Raw genomic sequence first — 21351 nt, forward strand, 5'->3', positions numbered from 1 at the left:
GGATTGGAGGCGGGTTGATGTGATGGGGGGCGGCCAACAGTGACTGTTGGCGAGCGGCTATTCCCGGTGGAGACCCGGCAGCAATGGGTCGACCTTTACCTAATAGACAAAGGCTGGCGGTGGCCGGCCAGCAGGCGCTAATGACCAACACAATACCTGCTCGCATCACTGTACCCTCAACGTCATATCCCCACCCCCCAACTCCTCCTTGCAATACTCCACGAACAACCGTGCCGGCTTGGTCAATTGGCTGCGCTTCAGCCAGGCGGCGACCAGGCCGGAGCCGGTGACGTCTTCGGCTATGTCGACGCAGACCACGCGCTTGCCGTCGTAGGTGCATTCCGAGTGGGGGCGGGTGACGAGGACGGAGAAGCCGAAGCCCTGGCCGACCATGCCGCGCACCATTTCGATGGAGGGGGAGCTGAAGACGATGTTCGGGCTCAGGCCGAGTTCTTCGAAGATGCTCACGAAGTAGGTGCGGCTGGGCAGCACGTCGAGGAGGATCATCGGTTCCAGCACGAGGTCGCGCAGCGATACCTGCGCCTGGCCGGCGAAGCGGTGGTTCTCGGGGAGCAGGGCGTAGGGTTTCAGCGGTGGCATCAACGGTTCGGTCTCGATGGTGCCGTCGAGGTCGTGGGCGTAGAAGATCGCCAGGTCGAAGCGGCCACCGGTGAGGCCCTGCACCAGTTCCTGCTGTTCGCCGTCGCGGAGGCGGATTTCCACGCCGGGGTAGCGTTCGTTGAAGCCGGCGATCAGGCGCGGCAGGTAGAGCGGGGCGACGGTTTCGAAGCAGCCGATGTCGATCTGCCCGGCCACCACGTCGTTGTCGGCCAGGGCGTTCTGTTCGAATTCCTTGGCCATGCGCAGCAGTTCCTGGGCCTTGCGGTAGAAGCGCGCGCCGCCGGGGGTGAGGGAGACGCCCTGGGCGTGGTGGCGGATGAACAGTTGCAGGCCGAAGCTTTCTTCCAGCCCCTTGATGGCCGTGGAGATGGACGGCTGGGCGATGTACAGCTTGCGCGAGGCCTCGGCCACGCTGCCGCATTCCACGGTGGTCACGAAGTATTTCAGTTGTCGCAAGGTATAGGACGCCACAGGCAGTTCCTCTCCGGCGTCGCTGCGCCCCGGGCCGGGGCGGCTCGCCTGTTGTTGTGTCGGTGCCGGGCGTCAAGCAAGAGGCCTGCCGGCCCGGCATCTTTTTCCCTGGCGCGGCGGCTCGCCGACCGGGGTATGCCCGACATGCACCATAACCCAGCACGAGGCACTTGGTTGGGGCGCTCCTGGGCAGCTTTTTCATATGGCCCGAGCACATTTTTAATAATTTTCCTCTGCCCGGGCTTGGGCCACCATCGAAGCCGTACCGATAACTAGGCACAGGCGAGGATCTGGTGGTGTTCGAGCTCGAAGACTGGCAACAGAAGGCTTCCCGGCAAGGGTTCATCGACAAGGCGTTGATCGCCGGACGCCAGGTGGCGGCGCAATCCGGCGCGACCTTCGCGGCCATCGACCCGGCGACCAACCGGCTGCTGGCGAATGTCGCCGCCTGCGGCGAGGCGGAGGTCGACCAGGCGGTGAGCGCCGCCCGGCGCAGCTTCGAATCCGGCGCGTGGTCGCGCTGCGCGCCGCGTGAACGCCAGCAGAAGCTGCTGCGCCTGGCCGAGCTGATCCTCGCCCATCGCGATGAGCTGGCGCTGCTCGATTCGCTGAACATGGGCAAGCCGGTGACGGATGCCTGGAACATCGACGTGCCCGGCGCCGCCGGGGTGTTCCGCTGGTATGCGGAGAGCCTCGACAAGCTCTATGACCAGGTCGCGCCCACCGCGCCCGATGCACTGGCGACCATCACCCGCGAGCCGCTTGGCGTGGTCGCCGCGGTGGTGCCCTGGAACTTCCCGCTGGATATGGCCGCCTGGAAGCTGGCGCCGGCGCTGGCCGCCGGCAACTCGGTGGTGCTCAAGCCCGCCGAGCAGTCGCCGTTCTCCGCGCTGCGCCTGGCCGAGCTGGCGCTGGAGGCGGGCATCCCGGAGGGCGTGCTCAACGTGGTGCCCGGCCTCGGCGAGCAGGCCGGCAAGGCGCTGGGCCTGCACCCGGACGTGGATTGCCTGGCCTTCACCGGCTCCACCGAGGTGGGCAAGTTCTTCATGGCCTATTCGGCGCAGTCCAACCTCAAGCAGGTCTGGCTGGAGTGCGGCGGCAAGAGCGCCAACCTGGTGTTCGCCGACTGCCGCGACCTGGACCTGGCCGCCGAGAAGGCCGCCTTCGGGATCTTCTTCAACCAGGGCGAGGTGTGTTCGGCCAACTCGCGGCTGCTGGTCGAGCGCTCGATCCATGACGAGTTCGTCGAGCGGCTGGTCGCCAAGTCCCGCGACTGGCTGCCGGGCGATCCGCTCGACCCGGCCAGCCGCGCCGGCGCCATCGTCGACGAGCGCCAGACCGCGCGGATCATGGAGTTCATCCGTGGCGCCGAGCAGGACGGCGCGCGCCTCGCCTGTGGTGGCCGGCAACTGAGCTTCAACGGTTCGTCCAATTTCGTCGAGCCGACCATCTTCACCGGCGTGCGTGCCGACCAGCGCCTGGCCCGCGAGGAGGTGTTCGGCCCGGTGCTGGCGGTGAGTGTCTTCGACAGCGAGGAGGAGGCCGTGCGGCTGGCCAACGACAGCGTCTACGGCCTGGCCGCCTCGCTGTGGAGCGACGACCTCAACCGCGCCCATCGCGTCGCCCGGCGGCTCAACGTCGGCACCGTGTCGGTGAACACGGTGGACGCCCTCGACCCCTGCACGCCGTTCGGTGGCGCCAAGCAGTCCGGCTTCGGCCGCGACCTGTCGCTACACGCCTTCGACAAGTACACGCAACTGAAGACCACCTGGTTCCAGTTGCGCTGAAGGCCGCGACACGATCCGGTCGCAGCGCGGCCGGCGACGAGAACAACAAGAGGAACCTTGCCGCGCGACACCGCGCATTTGACGGCCTCATGGCCATGACTGCCTCGATAACTATCGATCATAACCACAAGAGTGGGTGAGGGAGTTCCAATGAAAAAGTCCTTGCAGTGCATCCGCGCCGGCCTTGCCGTGGCGCTATTGAGCGGTACCGGTGGCGCGGCGCTGGCCCAGTCCCAGAGCCTGACGGTGATTTCCTTCGGCGGCGCCACCAAGGCGGCGCAGGAAGTCGCCTACTTCAAGCCCTTCGAGCAGAGCGGCGCGGCCAAGGTAGTGGCCGGCGAGTACAACGGCGAGCTGTCGCGCATCAAGGCGATGGTGGATGTCGGCCAGGTCAGTTGGGACGTGGTGGAGGTGGAGAGCCCCGAGCTGCTGCGCGGCTGCGAGGAAGGGCTGTTCGAGCCGGTGAACGCCAGTGTGCTGGGCGAGGCCGGGCAGTACCTGCCGGGCACCATCAGCGAGTGCGGGGTGGCCAGCTACGTGTGGTCGATGGTGCTGGCCTACAACGCCAAGCGCCTGGATACCGCGCCGGCCTCCTGGGCCGATTTCTGGAACGTGGAGAAATTCCCCGGCAAGCGCGGCCTGCGCAAGGGCGCCAAGTACACCCTGGAAGCGGCGCTGCTGGCCGACGGGGTGCCGCGCGAGGAGCTCTACAAGGTGCTGGCCACGCCGGACGGGGTGGCCCGCGCCTTCGCCAAGCTGGATGAGATCAAGCCGCATATCCAGTGGTGGGAGGCCGGCGCCCAGCCGCCGCAATGGCTGGTGGCCGGCGATGTGGTGATGTCCGCCGCCTACAACGGGCGGGTCGCCGTGGCCCAGCGCGAGGGCGCCAGCCTGGCCATCGTCTGGGACGGCAACCTGTTCGATCCGGATCACTGGGCCATCGTCCGTGGCAGCCGCAACAAGGAGCTGGCCGAGCGCTTCATCGCCTTCGCCAGCCAGGCCGAGCCGCAGCAGGCCTTCTCCCGGCAGATTCCCTACGGCCCGGTGAACCGTGCCGCGTTGGACGCGCTGCCCGACGAGACCCGCCAGCAACTGCCCACCGCCCCGGAAAACCTGGCCCAGGCGCAACTGGTGGACGCCGGGTTCTGGGTCGATCACGGCGAGGAGCTGGAGCAGCGCTTCAACGCCTGGGCCGCGCGCTAGGGCATGCGGGGCGGGGTTCGTACGCCCCGCTTCGTCGCGATGATCGGCCCCGGCGAGGTCGGGGCCGACGATAACAACTACAAGATTGGGAGATTGCCATGAGTGCAAGTGTTTCCGTCACCGCCGAAGCGCCGGCGGAAGCGGGCAAGCTGCGTCGTGTCCTGGGCCTCGGCTCGCTGCTGGCGGTGGCCGTCGGCCTGGTGGTGTCGCAGGGCGTGATGGTGCTGATGCTGCAAGGCGCCGGCATCGCCGGGCTGGGCTTCCTGATTCCGCTGTCGCTGGCCTTCCTGCTGGCGCTGACCTACGTGCTGTCGTTCTCCGAGCTGGCGCTGATGGTGCCGCGCGCCGGCAGCCTGAGCAGCTACACCGAGGTGGCCCTGGGGCATTTCCCGGCGATCCTGGCGACCTTTTCCGGCTACATCGTGGTGGCGATGTTCGCCCTCTCGGCCGAGCTGCTGCTGCTCGACCTGATCATCGGCAAGGTCTACCCCGGCCTGCTCCCCGACATGAGCATCGCCTACGGCGTGCTGATTCTGTTCACCCTGCTCAACCTGCTGGGCATCGACATCTTCGCGCGGTTGCAGTCGGCCCTGGCGCTGGTGATGGTGATCGTCCTGCTGGCCCTGGGGCTGACCGCGGTCACCGGCAGCGGCAGCGAGCCGGCGCTGGCCGGCGGTATCGGCGCGGACTGGAACCCGCTCGGCGCCGGGGTGCTGACCCTGGTGGCGCTGGCCATCTGGGGCTTCGTCGGCGCCGAGTTCGTCTGCCCGCTGGTGGAGGAGTCGAAGCGGCCGGAGCGTAACATCCCCCGCTCGATGATCCTCGGCGTGACGGTGATCTTCGTGACCATCGCCCTGTACTGCGTCGGCGCGCTGTTCTACGTGCCCCGCGAGGAGCTGTCCGGTTCGGTGCTGCCGCACTACCTGTTCGCCACCGCGCTGTTCGGCGAGGCCGGCAAGGTGCTGCTGGTGGTCGCCGCCGTCACCGCCACTTGCAGCACGGTGAACAGCTCCCTGGCGGCGATCCCGCGGATGCTCTACGGCATGGCGCAGAACGGCCAGGCGTTCCCGCAGTTCAAGTCGCTCAGCCGCCGCTACGGCACGCCTTGGGTGGCGGTGCTGTTCGTCGCCATGATCACCGGCGTGCCGATCCTGTTCATGGGCGACGACCCGGATTCCATCGGCCTGCTGCTGCTGGCCGCCGCCGTGGCCTGGCTGCTGGCCTACATCATCTGCCACCTGGACGTGATCGCCCTGCGCCGCCGCTATCCGCACATGCACCGGCCGTTCCGCACGCCCTTCTACCCGCTGCCGCAGATCGTCGGGATCGCCGGCATGCTGGTGGCGATCTACTACGTGTCGCCGGCCGAGGAACTGACCCTGAAGATCTTCCTCAGCGCCGGCGCGGTGCTTGGCCTGGTGTCGCTGATCGCGGTCTTCTGGATCAAGCTGGTGATGCGCAAGCCGCTGTTCAGGCCGGAACCCATCGAGTCGGTGCAGTAAGAGAACCCGCAACATCCCCGCGAGGGGCGAGGAGAAAAAAGATGAATGCCCGCTTCAAGGCTCAACGTGAAACCCGCGACTACCAGGCGTCGGACGCCGCCCACCACATTCACGCCTTCCTCGACCAGAAGGCGCTGAACGCCGAGGGTCCGCGCGTGATGGTGCGTGGCGAGGGCCTGTACCTCTGGGACAACGACGGCAAGCGCTACCTGGACGGCATGTCCGGCCTGTGGTGCACCAACCTCGGCTACGGGCGCCAGGACCTCAACGCCGCCGCCGCCCGCCAGTTGGAGCAGTTGCCGTACTACAACATGTTCTTCCACACCACCCACCCGGCAGTGGTGGAGCTGTCCGAACAGCTCTTCGAGCTGCTGCCCGACCACTACAGCCACGCCCTCTACACCAACTCCGGTTCCGAGGCGAACGAAGTGCTGATCCGCACCGTGCGCCGCTACTGGCAGGTGGTCGGCAAGCCGGGCAAGCGGATCATGATCGGCCGCTGGAACGGCTACCACGGCTCGACCCTGGGCAGCACCGCGCTGGGCGGCATGCAGTTCATGCACGAGATGGGCGGCATGCTGCCGGACTTCGCGCACATCGACGAACCCTACTGGTTCGCCCACGGCGGCGAGCTGACCCCGGCCGAGTTCGGCCGCCGCTGCGCCCTGCAACTGGAGGAGAAGATCCTCGAACTGGGCGCCGAGAACGTCGCGGCCTTCGTCGCCGAACCCTTCCAGGGCGCCGGCGGCATGATCTTCCCGCCGGAAAGCTACTGGCCGGAGATCCAGCGCATCTGCCGCCAGTACGACGTGCTGCTGTGCGCCGACGAGGTGATCGGCGGCTTCGGCCGCACCGGCGAATGGTTCGCCCACCAGCACTTCGGCTTCCAGCCGGACACCCTGTCCATCGCCAAGGGCCTGACCAGCGGCTACATCCCCATGGGCGGCCTGGTGCTCAGCAAGCGCATCGCCGAAGCCCTGGTGGAGCAGGGCGGGGTGTTCGCCCACGGCCTGACCTACGCCGGCCACCCGGTGGCTGCCGCCGTGGCCGCCGCCAACCTGCGGGCGTTGCGCGACGAGGGGATCGTCGAGCGGGTGAAGGACGAAACCGGCCCCTACCTGCAACGCTGCCTGCGCGAGCTGTTCGGGGATCACCCGCTGGTGGGCGACATCCAGGGCACCGGCCTGGTCGCCGCGTTGCAGTTCGCCGAGGACAAGGCCACCCGCAAGCGCTTCGACAACGAGAGCGACATCGCCTGGCGCTGCCGCACCATCGGTTTCGAGGAAGGGGTGATCATCCGCTCCACCCTCGGCCGCGTGATCATGGCCCCGGCCCTGGTGGCCGGCCGCACCGAACTGGACGAGCTGCTGGAAAAGACCAAGCTCGCGGTGGATCGCACGGCGCAGGAACTGGGCCGCTTGTAACGCTCTTTGTAGGAGCCAGCTTGCTGGCGATGCTTTTGGTGTCGCCGATGATCGCCAGCAAGCTGGCTCCTACAGGGTGGGGTGAGCTGGATCGCATGGTGGGGGTTTGCACGGACAGCTCCCTCTCCCAGGGGGAGAGGGGACTCGTTCGGAGTAATGGCCGAGCGTCGAAGTATCAGGTCTGGCACGCAAACGTCCTCTCCCGAAGGGAGAGGACAGGGCCTCTCAGCTCACCCGGCCATCACCTGTAGCCCGGATGCAATCCGGGGAAACGGTCTTGCCAGCCTCACGGTCTTGCCTCAAGTCCCGCAACCTGCCAGCCCATACGGACAGCCCCCTCTCCCATTTATGGGAGAGGGTTGGGGAGAGGGAACATGGCTTCACAGTACGCCGAAACCCCACCCCTCACCCTCTCCCAGTGGGAGAGGGGATTGGTTCGGAGTAGTGGCCGAGCGCCGAAGTATCAGGTCTGGCACGCAAACTCCCTCTCCCTTCGGGAGAAGGGAGTAGCCGACTCTCCGGATTGCATCCGGGCTACGGTCGGCCTCAATCCAGCTTGAGCACCTTGGCGAGGATGATCTTCGGCCCCTTCATCTTCTTGACGATGATGCGCAGGCCCTCGACCTCGATGACTTCCTCTTCCTCCGGCACCCGCTTGAGGGTTTCGTAGACCAGCCCGGCGAGGGTTTCCGCCTCGATGTGGTCGAGGTCCAGGCCGAGCAGGCGTTCCAGTTTGAACAGCGGGGTGTCGCCGCGCACCAGCAGCTTGCCCGGCTGGTAGGCGAGCACGCCGCGTTCGGTCTTGCGGTGTTCGTCCTGGATGTCGCCGACCAGCACTTCCAGCACGTCTTCCATGGTCAGGTAGCCGATCACCTTGCCGTCGGCTTCCTCGACCAGGGCGAAGTGCGAGCCGCCCTGGCGGAACTGTTCGAGCAGGTCGGACAGCGGCATGTTGCGCGAGATGTGCTCGATGGGGTGGATCAGTTCGTCGAGCTTCAGCGCGTTGGGCAGCATCTCCAGCAGCGAGAGTTGCAGGAGCAGGTCCTTGATGTGCAGCAGGCCGATGAACTCGCCGGCGGCCTCGTCGTACACCGGGTAGCGGCTGTACTTGTGGCGGCGGAAGATGCTGAAGATATCGTGCAGCGGCATGTCGCGCTCGATGTACACCAGGTCTTCGCGGGAGTTGGCCCAGTCCACCACTTCCAGCTCGCCGAGTTCCACCGCCGAGGCCAGCACGCGCATGTCCTGGTCGCTGGGGTCGCGGGCGCGGCTGGAGTGGAGGATCAGCTTGAGTTCCTCGCGGCTGTAGTGGTGCTCGTGGTGCGTTCCCGGCTCGCCTTGCCCGGCGATGCGCAGGATGGCGTTGGCGCTGGCGTTGAGCACGAAGATCGCCGGGTACATCAGCCAGTAGAACAGGTACAGCGGCGCCGCCGTCCACAGCGAGAGCAGCTCGGGCTTGCGGATCGCCCAGGACTTGGGTGCCAGCTCGCCGACCACGATGTGCAGGTAGGAAATGATCGAGAAGGCGGTGAAGAAGGCGATGCCGTGCACCAGTTTCGGCGACTCGATGCCGATGGCGCCGAGCAGCGGGGTGAGCAGTTCGGCGAAGGCCGGCTCGCCGACCCAGCCCAGGCCCAGCGAGGCCAGGGTGATGCCCAGTTGGCAGGCCGACAGGTAGGCGTCCATCTGGTTGTGCACGGTGCGCAGGATGTGGCCGCGCCAGCCGTGCGCCTCGGCCAGGGCGTCGACCTTGGTGGCGCGCAGGCGGACGATGGCGAACTCGGCGGCCACGAAGAAGCCGTTGAGCAGGACCAGGAAAAAGGCGAAGAGAACGAGGCCGAAGTCGGCGAAGTAGGTGACCAGGTCGGGGCTACTGGAAGAGGGGTCCATTGCGGGAGTGCTTGGCTGATGACCGGCTAAGGGTGAAGGTTGAAGGTGAGGTTTGCAAGCAGGTGCCCGTCGTGGCCCGCAGGGCGAGTCTCCACGGCCCGTAGAGTGGGCTTCAACCCACCGAGCGGAGTGGAGCCTTGCGTTGGACGCAAGCTCGGCCCCTCACCCCAGCCCTCTCCCGGGGGAGAGGGGGCCGTTCGTGCAAGTCCGGGCTTCGCGAGCACTCCGCCCCGCTGTATGCGCCGCCGTCCACGTTCATGCGTCCTGGTCTGTCCGCACTCTCTGGCTGACGGGGAAGTGGCAGGTGAAGGTGCTGCCCTGGCCGAGCTGGCTGGTGATGTCCAGGCGGCCACGGTGGCGCAGCAGCACGTGCTTGACGATGGCCAGGCCGAGGCCGGTGCCGCCGGTGTGGCTGGCGCGGCTGGAGTCGACCCGGTAGAAGCGCTCGGTCAGGCGCGGGATGTGCCGCGCCTCGATGCCGATGCCGGAGTCCTGCACGGCCAGGTGCGCGCCCTGCTCGTCGCCCCACCAGCGGATGCGGATTTCGCCGCCGTCGGGGGTGTACTTCACGGCATTGAACACCAGGTTGGAGAAGGCGCTGCGCAGCTCCGCCTCGCTGCCCTTGAGGCGCATGCCGGGGGCGGCGTCCAGCTCTATGCGGTGGCCACGGGCGCCGGACAGTGCCTGGGCGTCGGCCTTGATCGTTTGCAGCAGTTCGGCGACCGCCACCGGCTGGTTGTCCGAGGGATAGTCGGTGGCTTCCAGCTTGGCCAGCAGCAGCAGGTCGTTGAGCAGGGTCTGCATGCGTTCGCCCTGCTGCTGCATCTGCTCCAGGGCGCGGCGCCAGCGCGGGTTCACCTCGTCGACGTTGTCCAGCAGGGTCTCCAGGTAGCCGGCGATCACCGTCAGCGGCGTGCGCAGCTCGTGGGAGACGTTGGCGACGAAGTCCTTGCGCATCTGTTCGAGCTGGTGGACGCGGGTGACGTCGCGCACCAGCATCAGGTGCTCGCCGTTGCCGTAGTGGGTGATGTGGAATTGCAGGCGGCGGCGGTCGTTGACCGGCGAGGGCAGTTCCAGCGGGTCGGCGTGGTTGTTCTGCTCGAAGTATTCCTTGAAGCGCGGGTGGCGGACCAGGTTGGTCACCGGCTGGCCGCTGTCCTGAGGGGTCTTCAGGCCGAGCAGGGTCTCGGCGGCGCGGTTCCACCATTCCAGGTTGCCGTCGGCGTCGAGCATGATCACCGCGTCCTTGAGCGCGGCGGTGGATTCCTGGATGCGGTCGATCACCGCCTGCAGGCGGCCACGGGCGCGCTGGTCGCGGCGTTGCAGGTGGTAGATGCTGTCGAACACCTCGCCCCACAGGCCGTAGCTGTGCGGCGGCGGTTCGTCGGGTTGGTGGTTCTTCAGCCAGTGCTGGAGGCGCAGCAGTTGCCACAGCGTCCAGCCCAGGTAGGCGCCCAGGCCGGCGGCCAGCGCCCATCCGTATTCGCCCGTGATCAGGCCGAGCAGCAGGCACCCGGCCACCACCAGCAGCAAGCGGCGGATTACCACGCCACGCCAGTCTTGATTCACCTGTCAGGTTCCTTGCACAGCATTCCCTGTCGGGGCTCCCCTGGTCGGGTCCGGCTCAACTCTTGGTGGAGAAACGATAGCCGGTGCCGCGCACTGTCTGCACGAGATTCTCGTATGCGGTGCCGAGCGCCTTGCGCAGCCGGCGGATGTGCACGTCGACGGTACGCTCCTCGACGTAGACGTTGCCGCCCCAGACCTGGTCGAGCAACTGGCCACGGGTGTAGGCGCGTTCCTGGTGGGTCATGAAGAATTGCAGCAGACGGTATTCGGTGGGGCCCATCTCGGCCGGCTTGCCGTCGATGGTGACACGATGGCTGACCGGGTCGAGCAGCAGCCCGCCGACCTCGATCGGCGTCTCGCCATCGCTCGGTGCGGCGCGGCGCAGCACGGCCTTGAGGCGGGCGACCAGCTCGCGCGGCGAGAACGGCTTGGTGATGTAGTCGTCGGCGCCGACTTCCAGACCCTGGATCTTGTTGTCCTCCTCACCCTTGGCGGTGAGCATGATGATCGGGATGTCGCCGGTCAGCTCGTCGCGCTTCAGACGGCGCGCCAGCTCGATGCCGGAGGTGCCGGGAAGCATCCAGTCGAGGAGGATCAGGTCCGGCTTGCGGTCGACGATGATGGCGTGGGCCTGCTGGGTGTTCTCCGCTTCCAGGCAGTCGTAGCCGGCCATTTCGAGGGCGACTGCGATCATTTCGCGGATCGGCGCTTCGTCGTCGACGATGAGGATGTGCTTGCCTGCCATGGATGTGCCTCGGGTTGGGTCCAGTCGTTGGGGGCTGTCGGCGCAGCAGCGCGGTTCGTGACGAGGCGTCAACAGCCCCGACGCATTAGATAACGGAATTATTGCAGTCATGTGACATCCCTGTGGTGGCTTCGGCTCGACTATGCTGAGTGGCGAGGCCGGGTGGTCCGGCTTCGTACGTGCATCCATGAGGCTGTCCGAACCCCCGGGTTGCCGTCAGATCGCCTCTGTTCCAACAGGGGGTCCATGCGATGAACAGAACATTCCTCCTCGCCATCGGTTGCGCTGGCCTGCTGCTGGTGGCGCCGGCGGTGGCCGACGATGCGCCGGCCACGGTGTCCAATGGCATGCTGGTCGATCAACAGGGCATGACGCTGTACACCTACGACAAGGACGGCATCGACAAGTCCAACTGCAACGGCCCGTGTGCCGCCAACTGGCCGCCGCTGGCGGCGATCGCCGGTGCCCAGGGCGACGAGGACTGGACGGTGATCACCCGCGACGACGGCAGCCTGCAATGGGCCTACTACGGCAAGCCGCTGTACACCTTCGTGCAGGACAAGAAACCCGGCGACACCACCGGCGAAGGCAAGATGGACGTCTGGCACATCGCCAAGCCGCAGTAGCCCCTGGATGCCGTAGGGTGGGCTTCAGCGCAGCGCGTAGTCGGCGATGATGCCGATCAGGATCGCCAGCCCGGCCCAGTGGTTGTGCAGGAAGGCCTTGAAGCAGAGCTGCGGGTCGCGGCTGCGCGTGCTGTGGAACTCCCAGAGGAAGCAGGCCGCCGCCGCCAGCAGGCCGAGCTGGAAGTAGCCGCCCAACTCGAAGCGCGCGCCGGCCAGCAGCAGGCAGAACAGCGACAGGCCCTGCAGGCCGAGGACTATGATCCGGTCGGCGTCGCCGAACAGGATCGCGGTGGACTTCACGCCGATCTTCAGGTCGTCCTCGCGGTCGGTCATCGCATAGTAGGTGTCGTAGGCCACCGTCCACAGCAGGTTGGCGATGTACAGCAGCCAGGCCGCCGCCGGCAGCGCGCCGGTCTCGGCGGTGAAGGCCATCGGGATGCCCCAGGAGTAGGCCGCGCCGAGCACCACCTGGGGATAGAAGGTGTAGCGCTTCATGAACGGGTAGCAGGCGGCCAGCGCCACCGCGCCGAACGACAGCCAGACGGTCGTCGCGTTGGTCAGCAGGACCAGCCCGAAGGCCAGCGCCAGCAGCACGACGAACACCAGCATCGCCTCCTTTATCTGGATCTTGCCGGCCGCCAGCGGGCGGGTGCGGGTGCGGTCGACGTGGCCGTCGAAATTGCGATCGGCGTAGTCGTTGACCACGCAGCCGGCGGCGCGCATCAGCACGGTGCCGAGCACGAAGATCAGCACGTTCTTGACGGAAGGCGAGCCCTCGCCGGCGATCCACAACGCGCACAGGGTCGGCCAGAGCAGCAGGTAGATGCCGATCGGCTTGTCCATGCGGGTCAGTTGCAGGAAGTCCCAGGCGCGTGGGTGCAGACGGTTGAAGGATTTCAGCAGGTCTTGGTACATCGGCGCGTCTCTCCGTGCGAGTGCGCGGATTATACGACGAGGGTGGTGTGGTGGATCGTTGATGGAGTGGGGGATGGTGGCGTTGGTCAGGCCATGGGGGTGGGATCAAGCGCGTTCCCTCACCCCAGCCCTCTCCCAGGGGGAGAGGGAGTCTACGGAGCCAGCCCGCGGCTACGTGGCATCTCGCAACTCCGTCCGGCCCCCTCTCCCTCCGGGAGAGGGCTGGGGTGGGCGGAGTCAATGACCAGCACCTGCGCCGAATACCAGACGCCAGGCCAAGTGAGGCAGGGTAAAACCCCCCGATGGGTTGTCACCCATCCTACGGACTCGACAGAGTTGCGGCGATGGAGCAGCCTCGTAAACTCCCTCTCCCCTCGGGAGAGGGCTGGGGTGAGGGGCGGAGCCAGTTACCAGCACCTGCGCCGAATACCAGACGCCAGACCAAGTGAGGCAGGGTGAAACCACCCGATGGGTTGTCACCCATCCTACGGACTCTAGAGGGAGTCTACGGAGCCAGCCCGCGGCTACGTGGCATCTCGCAACTCCGTCCGGCCCCCTCTCCCTCCGGGAGAGGGCTGGGGTGAGGGGCGGAGCTAGTTACCGGCACCTGCGCCGAATACCAGACGCCAGGCCAAGTGAGGCAGGGTGAAACCACCCGATGGGTTGTCACCCATCCTACAGGCTGGAAGCTTGCGGCTTGCGGCCGACCTCATCCCACAGCGCTGGCAGGTACACCTCGGCGACCAGCACGCCCAGCGCGTCACGGACGAAGCAGGAGCGGCGGCTCCACAGGCGCTCCTCGCGTACCTCGGCCGGCAGCCAGGCCGCCGGGTAGCGGGTCACTTCGATGGGCCCGCGGGTGAAGGCGCGGTCGCTGAACAGCAGTTCGCCGAGCGAGCGGCTGCCGAGCAGGCTGAGGTCGAAGCCGGAGCCCTCCAGGGCGCCGCGCGCCGCCACGCTGCGGGCGAACACCCAGGGCTGGCCATGGCCGCGCAGGTACACCTCGCGCACCCAGCCCTGGCTGCCTTCCGGTGCGCCGAGGGCCTGGCATTCGTCGTGGCGCAGCGTCTGCCAGCCTTCGAGCAGCGGGCTGACGCTGAAGTGATCGGCGGACAGCGCGGTCAGGCGGCGGGTCAGCGACCCCTGGTCGAACAGCCAGTCGGCCAGTGGCTCGGTGGGGCGGGGATGCAGTTGGCTGGCGCTGAACCAGCGCGGCGGATGGGGAAGGGCGGCGTGGGGCACGGCGGCGACTATCTGCAACGGTCGGGGCCGCGAGCTTAGCATGTTTGCCGCCTCCGGCCGGACACCAGCCAAAGGTTGGGTCGGCCGGATGGCACTTGCACGGCGCTGCCTGTGCCAGTACAAACGCCCGTGACCGGCAATCCTTCAATTCCTAGTGCCGGTCGTGTGCCTGAAGAACCGAGGTAGTAGTCGATGAAGAAGTGGCAGTGTGTGGTCTGTGGGCTGATCTATGACGAGCGCCTGGGCTGGCCGGAAGAGGGTATCGCCGCCGGCACCGCCTGGCAGGACGTGCCGGAAGACTGGGTGTGCCCGGATTGCGGCGTCGGCAAGTCCGACTTCGAGATGATCGAGATCGGTTGATCCCTGCCCCGCCATGACGACGGCGGCCCGCCGGCCGCCGCTCGCGCTCCTTCAGAGATAGCCGTTGGTTATCTCGTCCACGAAACCTTCGGCACGCAGTTCGTCGAGAGCCTTTTGCAGGCGCTCCACCACTTCGTCGGGGGTGTCCTTGTTCAGCGCCAGGTAGAGTTGCGCGTCGTTGAAGCGCAGCACCGTCTGTAGCCCGGAAATGCCGTCCTGCTTGGCCAGGAAGCGGCCGACCGGGTCGGTGGTGGCCCACAGGTCGATCTCGCCCTTCACCAGCTTGCGCGCGTTCTCCAGGTCACGCAGTGCGTTGACCGGCTTCAGGCCCAGGCTTTCCAGGTGCTGGCTGACGGCATCGTTGCGATAGGCGCCGACGCGGTACTTGCCCGCTTCTTCCAGGCTGTTCACGCGCAGATTGTTGCCAGGCGCGGAAAGCAGCACCCAACTGGTCTTGGCCAGCGGTCCGACCCATTTGAACAGCGGCTTGCGTTCCTCGGTGTAGGTGGTCGAGAACAGCGCGTAGTCCGGCTTCTCCAGGGTCAGGCGATAGATACGGTCCCAGGGGAAGCGCAGGGTCAGGTTGTAGTCGATGCCGGCGCGCTTGAAGACTTCCCGGACGATGTCCGCGCTGATGCCGTCGATCGAGTCGTCCCGGGCGAAGTTCTTGTCGTCCACCGCCATGTTGAACGGCGGGAAGTTCTCGGTGAGCAGGACCACCCGGTAACCCTCGGGCAGTTCCGCATGGGCGGCGGGGGCGACGAACGCCAGTCCCGCCAGGAAAAACATCTGCAGCCACTTCGACATGTTGCATTCTCCCCCAGCCTGATTGATGGATGCCGCGAGTTGCCGGTCGGGGGCCTCGGTGCGGAGTTCCGCGCCCTGTGGCCAGCTCCGGGCGTGCGTCGCGGCGGGTCGCTGCTTGCAGCTTTCGATCCAGTTCGCCGGTGGCCCGTTCGAGGCTTCTTCGCGATGGTCGGCGATGCGCGGGATGCCGCGCGTTCCGGTGCTGCTGAACCGTGCAGAACATACCCGCCGGGCTCGGCGTTTGTCGCTATCCGGTCACGTCAGGTTGCCTACGGGTTCACGTTCTCAGCTTGCTGTAGTTCTCGAACGACTGGTCGAAGAAGCGCTCCAGGCGTTCGGCCACCGCTGTGCCGAGGGTTACCCAGCGCACCCGGCGGTCGTGCTCGGCGGGGCTTTCGTCGAGCAACGCCTGGTCGATCAGTTGTTGCACGTACTTCACCGCGGTGCGCCGGCTGATGCTGGGCATGAAGGCGTAGAGGTCGGTCTTGCGCAGCGATTGGTCGCGACGCAGCCACATGTGGGTGAACAGGTCGCAATAGCACAGGTCGCTGAGGCCGGTATCGCCGAACAGGGCGATCCAGCTTTCGTCCATGCGAATGATGGCTTCGGCGACGGCACGGCGGTTGGTCTGGCTGTAGCGACGGGGCATGGCGTCCTGCTCGGCGGGTTCCTGGCGATCAGTTTGGTGCAAGTCTGCACTTTATGCACTGTCTCGAGGCGTTGCGGGCTTCTCCCGGATCGTCATAAATATGCAAAAGTGCATGAAATAAAGCATTTTTCTACGCTGCGCGGGTCGCTGGCATGGCGGTTGCTCAAGCTGCTGCGAGCGTTCATGTCGAACGGGGAGAATGCCATGCGGTTGCGAATATTCAAGACTCTCTGGGGCCACGCCGGCAGTATCGAGCAGGCTGCCTTGCAGGCGCTCGAGGCCGGTTTCGACGGCCTCGAGGCGCCGGCCCCCGGCAACGCCGCCGCACGCGCGGCGTTCGCCGAGGTGCTTGCCAGCCATGATCTCGACTACATCGCCGAGATCTGCACCGCCGGCAGCTACGTGCCGGAGCGCCATGCCACGCCGGCCGCGCACCTGGCCGACCTGGAGCGCAAGCTGGTTGGCGCCCTGGAGCTGTCGCCGCGCTTCTGCAACCTGATGGCCGGCTGCGACGCCTGGCCGCTGGCCGTGCAACTGGAGTTCTTCGCCGCGGCGCTGGAGATTGGCGACCGGCATGGCGTGCAACTGAGCTTCGAGACCCACCGCAGCCGCTCGCTGTTCAATCCCTGGGTCACCGCCGAGCTGGTCCGCCAGTTGCCGGACCTGCGCCTGACCGCCGACATCAGCCACTGGGTGGTGGTCAGCGAACGCCTGCTGGACGACGACTGGGGGCTGCTGCTGGCCATCGCCGAGCGGGTCCACCACATCCATGGCCGCATCGGCTATCCACAAGGGCCTCAGGTGCCGCACCCGGCAGCGCCGGAGTACGCCGGCTGCCTGGCCTTCCACCAGCGTTTCTGGGAAGCGGTGTGGGCGTCGCAGCGCCGTCGCGGCTACGCGCTGAGCACCCTGACCCCGGAATTCGGCCCGGACGGCTACCTGCACACCCTGCCGTTCACCGACCAGCCGGTGGCCGACCTGTGGCAGATCAACCGCTGGGTCGCCGACACCGAGCGCGCGCATTTCCAGCGCTGCGCCGCAACCCCGCACCTGGCTAGCGGAGCATTGTGAGGAGCTGCCCATGAAACTGCCCACCTTGCGTCATCCCGCCGGCCGCCTGCCCACCGCCCTGGTGCTGGCCTACATCGCCGCCGCCTACCTCGGCGGCTTCGCCCTGCTGATCCACGCCACGCCGTGGAGCTGGCCGCTCGGCGTGCTGCTGCTCGGCCACGGCCTGGTGATCGCCGCCTACCTGATCCACGACTGCGCCCACCAGGCGGTGTTCCTCGAGCGCGAATGGAATGCCCGCCTCGGCAGCCTGCTCAGCGTGCTGGTCGGTGGCTGCTACGGCGCCTACGATGGTCTGCGTCTCAAGCATATGCGCCACCATGTCGACCGCGCCGACGTGGTGGCCTTCGACTACCGCGCCATCCTGCTCGCCCGGCCCTGGCTGCTGCGCCTGGTGCGGGCGCTGGAGTGGGCCTACGTGCCGGCGGTGGAACTGCTGATGCACGGGCTGGTGATCGCCAGCCCGTTCTTCGTCGAGCAGTACCGCCCGCGCCGCCGCCGGGTGCTGACCTGGCTGGCGCTGCGCGGCTCGGCGCTGGTCCTGCTCGGCTGGCTGGCCTGGCCGGCGCTGCTCGGCTACCTCGTCGCCTACCTGCTGTTCCTCAATGTGCTTCGCATGATGGACATGCACCAGCACACCTACGAGGTGGTGGTCGGCCTGGACGCCGAGCCCGGCGAACGCCCGGCCTATGCCTACGAGCAGCGCAACACCTTCTCCAACCCGTTCGGCCACTCGCCGCTGCTCAACCTGCTGGTGCTCAACTTCGGCTACCACAACGCCCATCACGAGAAGCCGACCGTGCCCTGGTACCGCCTGCCGGCCCTGCACCGCGAGCTGTACGGCGGGGGTGACCGCGAGGAACCGGTGCTGCCGGCCCGCCGCTTTCTCGCCAACCTGCATCGCCACCGGGTGGCGCGAGTGCTCAACGCCGATCACGGCGACGCGACCCTCGGCCAGCCGGTGGCCGAGGGGCCGGGCTTCGTCGGCGTCTACGGGGTGTCGTTCCTCACCGCGCTCTAGACTGGTAGTCAGGAGTCGGGCCCGGTTGCCATCCCTCGGCTCTGTACGAAAAGTGCCTGCGCATCGGTGATGCTGCGTTTAAAAGAGGCTCGGACTGCTCATTTACAGCCGTAAACTCGATCGCGAGCCCGGTCCGTTCCTCCCCTCTTTTTGTCGGGGCCGCCTAGGTTTGCCTGACCTTCGCTCGGCGACTTTTCGTACAGAGCCTAACCTCCGTCGGGGCGATGCCTTCGGCAATTGGCGGCACCGGGTAAATCCGTTAGGGTCCAAACAGCATCCGCATCGCGGAGGTCGAACCATGCGCAAATGGCAATGCATCATCTGCGGCTTCATCTACGACGAAGCCGAGGGCCTTCCCGAGGAAGGCATTCCACCCGGCACCGCCTGGGAGGACATCCCGGAAGACTGGCTGTGCCCCGACTGCGGCACCGGCAAGCAGGATTTCGAGATGATCGCCATCGGCTGATCAACCCCTTGGAGTGAATACATGAGTGCACCTGTAGTGATCGTCGGCACCGGCCTGGCCGGTTACAACCTGGCCAAGGAATTCCGCAAGCTGGACGTCGACACGCCGCTGCTGCTGATCACCGCCGACGATGGCCGCTCCTACTCCAAGCCGATGCTCTCCACCGGTTTCGCCAAGAACAAGGACGCCGACGGCCTGGCCATGGCCGAGCCGGGCACCATGGCCGAGCAGCTCAAGGCCGAAGTACGCACCCACACGCGGATCACCGGCATCGACCCGGCCCACAAGCGGCTGTGGATCGGCGAGGAAGCCGTGGCCTACCGCGACCTGGTGCTGGCCTGGGGCGCCGACACCATCCGCGTGCCCGTGGAAGGCGACGCCCAGGACGCCATCTTCCCGATCAACGACCTCGAGGACTATGCGCGCTTCCGCGCCGCCTCCGCCGGCAAGCGCCGCGTGTTGATCCTCGGGGCGGGGCTGATCGGCTGCGAGTTCGCCAACGACCTCAGCGCTGGAGGTTTTCAGGTCGAACTGGTGGCGCCCTGCGAGCAGGTGATGCCCGGCCTGATCCACCCGGCCGCCGCGACGGCGGTGCGGGCCGGCCTGGAAAGCCTCGGCGCGCGCTTCCACCTCGGCCCGGTGCTGGCCAGCCTGAAGCATGCCGGCGATGGCCTCGAAGCGATCCTCTCCGACGGCACGCGGATCGAATGCGACCTGGTGGTCTCGGCGGTCGGCCTGCGCCCGCGCACCGAACTGGCCGCCGCCGCCGGGCTGGCGGTCAACCGCGGGGTGGTGGTCGACCGCCGCCTGCAAACCTCCCACGCCAACATCTATGCGCTCGGCGACTGTGCCGAGGTGGACGGCCTCAACCTGCTCTACGTGATGCCGCTGATGAGCTGCGCCCGCGCTCTGGCGCAGACCCTCGCCGGCACGCCCACCGAGGTCAACTACGGGCCGATGCCGGTGCTGGTCAAGACGCCGGTCTGCCCGCTGGTGGTGTCGCCGCCGCCGCGTGGGCTGAGCGGCGAATGGACGGTGGAAGGCAGCGGCGCCGACATCAAGGCATTGTGCCGCGATGCCGCCGGTCGGCTGATCGGCTACGCCCTGACCGGAACGGCCGTGCAGGAAAAACTGGCGTTGAACAGGGAGCTTCCCGCGCTGCTGGCGTGAATGTCGTGCGTTCTGTCCGATAAGCTGCAAAAAACCCACGACAAAACGCCGGGCCGAGACTGGCGCGAGGCCCGTGGGCGTGCCATCCTCCCTCGGGTCTGCCGCAGTGCAGAGCTGCTGCGGTGCTTTCGGCGCCGTTCGGGAAGAGCGGCGGGACACACAACAACAACAAAACGTCAAAGAGGCTTCTATGCGCAAACCGGAACTCGCCGCGGCTATCGCGGAAAAGGCTCAACTCACCAAAGACCAGGCCAACCGCGTACTCAATGCCGTACTGGAAGAAATCACCAACGCGCTGAACCGCAAGGACAGCGTCACCCTGGTTGGCTTCGGTACCTTCGTCCAGCGCCATCGCGGAGCCCGCACCGGGAAGAACCCGCAGACCGGCGCTCCGGTGAAGATCAAGGCCAGCAACACCGTCGCCTTCAAGCCGGGCAAGTCCCTGAAAGACGCCGTCAACTGAACGCCGCTTCGCCCGGGGCCGTTCGGCTCCGGGCCATCGCCAGGGCCTCCCGACCCCATCGAAGGCTGGCTGTAGTCCCCGCCGCAAACCGCTACAATGCGCCGCCATTCCATTCCCGCCGAGGCCGTGCGCATGAAATTCCGCTTTCTCCTCTGGATGCTGGGCCGCCTGATGGCCAAGGCCAGCCGCGACAATCCCGCGTTCCAGCAGCAACTGGACGGCAAGGACCTGACCTTCCAACTGCATACCCTGGACGGCAAGCTGGCCCGCCACTTCGTGGTCAAGGACCAGCGCGTTACCAGCAAGCGCGGCCCGGCCAGCGAACCAGCCTTCGCCATCGGCTTCAAGGACGCCGCCTACGGCTTCGCCACCATGAGCGCGAAGAACAAGCAACTGGCGTTCATGCAGGGCATCCAGAACAAGGACATCCAGATCCAGGGCAACCCGGCGCTGGTGATCTGGTTCCAGGGCCTGACCAAGCACCTGGTGGCGAAGAGGAAGAGCGTCGAGAAAAAAGCGGCCTGATCCGCAAAGCGCCCGTGCTTCACTAGCCGTGGTGCGGGCCGATTGGTTAGGCTGGGCGGCACTCTGTTCGCCGGATATGCCGTCATGCGTGTGCTGTCGTTGCTGTCGCTGTTCCTTCTACCCTTCTTCTCTCTCGCCGAACCGGCCCAGCCCGGCGCCCTGAAACGCGCCTTCGAGCTGGCCGGCGTCCAACTGCTCTGCGAGCAGAGCGCGCCGCTGATCCAGCGCGGCCTGGAGCCGGCGCAGCAGGAGCGGGTCGCCCAGGCCTTCGCCGCCGACCTGATGTGCGCCGACCTGGCCCAGCAGGTGGCCGGCCAACTGGACGCCAGCGAAGTGCGCCAGATCGAGGCGCTGCTCGACAGCCCGCTGGCGCAGCGCTTCACCGCGGCGGAACGTGCGGTGGGGGAGCCCGGCGGCACCGAAGGCCTGGCCGCCTATCGCGAGCAACTGAAGAGCAGGGCGCCGCGCGCCGAGCGCCTGGCCTTGATGCAGCGCCTGGACAAGGCGGCGCACACCACCGCCCTGGCCACCCAATTGCGCCACGAGGCCGACAAGACCCAGGTCCTGCTGGTGCTGAACGCCCGTGGCGAGTCGCTTTCCGAACCGCAACTGGACGAGATGACCGCCAAGCAGGTCGAAGTGCTGCGCAACTCCAGCAGGCAGGCGGTGGAGTCCTTCATGTTCTACGCCTACCGGCAGATGCCCAGCCGCGAGCTGAGCGACTACACCGCGCTCTACGAACAGGACCCGGTACGCAAGCTTCTCGACGCCAGCGTCAAGGCCCTGCCACAGGTGTTCGCCGCGCGCCGGAAGGCGCTGTAACCGGT

At 66.9% G+C, this 21351-nt stretch carries 21 protein-coding genes; 13 read left to right on the forward strand and 8 right to left on the reverse strand.

Annotation, left to right across the window (positions count from 1 at the left end; all coding sequences use genetic code 11):
* Positions 1 to 165 precede the first annotated feature (165 nt).
* On the reverse strand, positions 166 to 1092 hold the full coding sequence (locus tag PSEWESI4_RS02610) for a LysR substrate-binding domain-containing protein (protein ID WP_187669620.1): 927 nt from the start codon (positions 1090 to 1092) through the stop codon (positions 166 to 168).
* A gap of 296 nt (positions 1093 to 1388) precedes the next feature.
* On the opposite strand from PSEWESI4_RS02610, the gene PSEWESI4_RS02615 reads away from it, so the two are divergent.
* From PSEWESI4_RS02615 to PSEWESI4_RS02630, 4 genes are all read left to right on the forward strand, one after another.
* Complete coding sequence (locus PSEWESI4_RS02615; RefSeq protein ID WP_187669621.1) at positions 1389 to 2879, forward strand: aldehyde dehydrogenase; 1491 nt, start codon at positions 1389 to 1391, stop codon at positions 2877 to 2879.
* Between the two features lie 150 nt (positions 2880 to 3029).
* On the forward strand, positions 3030 to 4082 hold the full coding sequence (locus PSEWESI4_RS02620; protein ID WP_187669622.1) for an ABC transporter substrate-binding protein: 1053 nt from the start codon (positions 3030 to 3032) through the stop codon (positions 4080 to 4082).
* 98 nt (positions 4083 to 4180) lie between these two features.
* Positions 4181 to 5584 (forward strand): APC family permease, encoded by a 1404-nt coding sequence (locus PSEWESI4_RS02625; RefSeq protein ID WP_187669623.1) that lies wholly within the window; start codon positions 4181 to 4183, stop codon positions 5582 to 5584.
* A 41-nt stretch (positions 5585 to 5625) separates the two neighbouring features.
* Positions 5626 to 7008: an aspartate aminotransferase family protein gene (locus PSEWESI4_RS02630; RefSeq protein WP_187669624.1), complete on the forward strand. Its 1383-nt coding sequence runs from the start codon at positions 5626 to 5628 to the stop codon at positions 7006 to 7008.
* Positions 7009 to 7554: 546 nt separating this feature from the next.
* Here the strand turns inward: PSEWESI4_RS02630 and PSEWESI4_RS02635 are convergent.
* The 3 genes from PSEWESI4_RS02635 to phoB all read right to left on the reverse strand — a co-directional run bounded on the left by PSEWESI4_RS02635 (position 7555) and on the right by phoB (position 11212).
* The gene (locus PSEWESI4_RS02635; RefSeq protein WP_187669625.1) at positions 7555 to 8898 is read right to left on the reverse strand and encodes a hemolysin family protein; all 1344 of its coding nucleotides are present in this window, start codon (positions 8896 to 8898) and stop codon (positions 7555 to 7557) included.
* 255 nt (positions 8899 to 9153) lie between these two features.
* The gene (gene phoR, locus PSEWESI4_RS02640; RefSeq protein ID WP_187669626.1) at positions 9154 to 10467 is read right to left on the reverse strand and encodes a phosphate regulon sensor histidine kinase PhoR; all 1314 of its coding nucleotides are present in this window, start codon (positions 10465 to 10467) and stop codon (positions 9154 to 9156) included.
* A 55-nt stretch (positions 10468 to 10522) separates the two neighbouring features.
* Complete coding sequence (gene phoB, locus PSEWESI4_RS02645) at positions 10523 to 11212, reverse strand: phosphate regulon transcriptional regulator PhoB (protein ID WP_187669627.1); 690 nt, start codon at positions 11210 to 11212, stop codon at positions 10523 to 10525.
* Positions 11213 to 11463: 251 nt separating this feature from the next.
* On the opposite strand from phoB, the gene PSEWESI4_RS02650 reads away from it, so the two are divergent.
* Complete coding sequence (locus PSEWESI4_RS02650) at positions 11464 to 11838, forward strand: COG4315 family predicted lipoprotein (RefSeq protein ID WP_187669628.1); 375 nt, start codon at positions 11464 to 11466, stop codon at positions 11836 to 11838.
* Between the two features lie 24 nt (positions 11839 to 11862).
* On the opposite strand, the gene ubiA is transcribed toward PSEWESI4_RS02650, so the two are convergent.
* Entirely contained in the window at positions 11863 to 12753 is an 891-nt protein-coding gene (gene ubiA / locus PSEWESI4_RS02655) for a 4-hydroxybenzoate octaprenyltransferase (protein WP_187669629.1), read from the reverse strand.
* Positions 12754 to 13428: 675 nt separating this feature from the next.
* Positions 13429 to 13995 carry a chorismate lyase gene (locus tag PSEWESI4_RS02660; protein ID WP_187669733.1) on the reverse strand — a complete coding sequence of 189 codons (567 nt, stop codon included), beginning with the start codon at positions 13993 to 13995 and terminating at the stop codon, positions 13429 to 13431.
* Positions 13996 to 14187: 192 nt separating this feature from the next.
* On the opposite strand from PSEWESI4_RS02660, the gene PSEWESI4_RS02665 reads away from it, so the two are divergent.
* A complete protein-coding gene (locus PSEWESI4_RS02665; protein ID WP_187669630.1) occupies positions 14188 to 14355 on the forward strand; it encodes a rubredoxin in 168 nt (55 codons plus the stop codon).
* Positions 14356 to 14406: 51 nt separating this feature from the next.
* Here the strand turns inward: PSEWESI4_RS02665 and PSEWESI4_RS02670 are convergent, their stop codons facing one another.
* Entirely contained in the window at positions 14407 to 15162 is a 756-nt protein-coding gene (locus tag PSEWESI4_RS02670; RefSeq protein WP_187669631.1) for a substrate-binding periplasmic protein, read from the reverse strand.
* A gap of 277 nt (positions 15163 to 15439) precedes the next feature.
* A complete protein-coding gene (locus tag PSEWESI4_RS02675) occupies positions 15440 to 15853 on the reverse strand; it encodes a hypothetical protein (protein ID WP_210768827.1) in 414 nt (137 codons plus the stop codon).
* A gap of 162 nt (positions 15854 to 16015) precedes the next feature.
* Between PSEWESI4_RS02675 and PSEWESI4_RS02680 the strand changes: the two genes are divergently transcribed.
* From PSEWESI4_RS02680 to PSEWESI4_RS02710, 7 genes are all read left to right on the forward strand, one after another.
* Positions 16016 to 16882 (forward strand): sugar phosphate isomerase/epimerase family protein, encoded by an 867-nt coding sequence (locus PSEWESI4_RS02680; protein ID WP_187669632.1) that lies wholly within the window; start codon positions 16016 to 16018, stop codon positions 16880 to 16882.
* Between the two features lie 10 nt (positions 16883 to 16892).
* Entirely contained in the window at positions 16893 to 17900 is a 1008-nt protein-coding gene (locus PSEWESI4_RS02685) for a fatty acid desaturase family protein (RefSeq protein WP_187669633.1), read from the forward strand.
* 298 nt (positions 17901 to 18198) lie between these two features.
* A complete protein-coding gene (locus PSEWESI4_RS02690) occupies positions 18199 to 18366 on the forward strand; it encodes a rubredoxin (protein ID WP_187669634.1) in 168 nt (55 codons plus the stop codon).
* Between the two features lie 21 nt (positions 18367 to 18387).
* Positions 18388 to 19536 carry an NAD(P)/FAD-dependent oxidoreductase gene (locus PSEWESI4_RS02695; protein WP_187669635.1) on the forward strand — a complete coding sequence of 383 codons (1149 nt, stop codon included), beginning with the start codon at positions 18388 to 18390 and terminating at the stop codon, positions 19534 to 19536.
* Positions 19537 to 19726: 190 nt separating this feature from the next.
* Positions 19727 to 19999: an HU family DNA-binding protein gene (locus PSEWESI4_RS02700; protein ID WP_187669636.1), complete on the forward strand. Its 273-nt coding sequence runs from the start codon at positions 19727 to 19729 to the stop codon at positions 19997 to 19999.
* Between the two features lie 132 nt (positions 20000 to 20131).
* Complete coding sequence (locus PSEWESI4_RS02705; protein WP_187669735.1) at positions 20132 to 20524, forward strand: helicase; 393 nt, start codon at positions 20132 to 20134, stop codon at positions 20522 to 20524.
* Positions 20525 to 20608: 84 nt separating this feature from the next.
* Positions 20609 to 21346, forward strand: coding sequence for a hypothetical protein (locus tag PSEWESI4_RS02710; protein ID WP_187669637.1), 738 nt, complete (start codon positions 20609 to 20611; stop codon positions 21344 to 21346).
* The last annotated feature ends 5 nt before the right edge of the window (positions 21347 to 21351 follow it).

It is taken from the genome of Zestomonas carbonaria, from assembly GCF_904061905.1.
In the GTDB taxonomy this organism is placed as follows: domain Bacteria; phylum Pseudomonadota; class Gammaproteobacteria; order Pseudomonadales; family Pseudomonadaceae; genus Aquipseudomonas; species Aquipseudomonas carbonaria.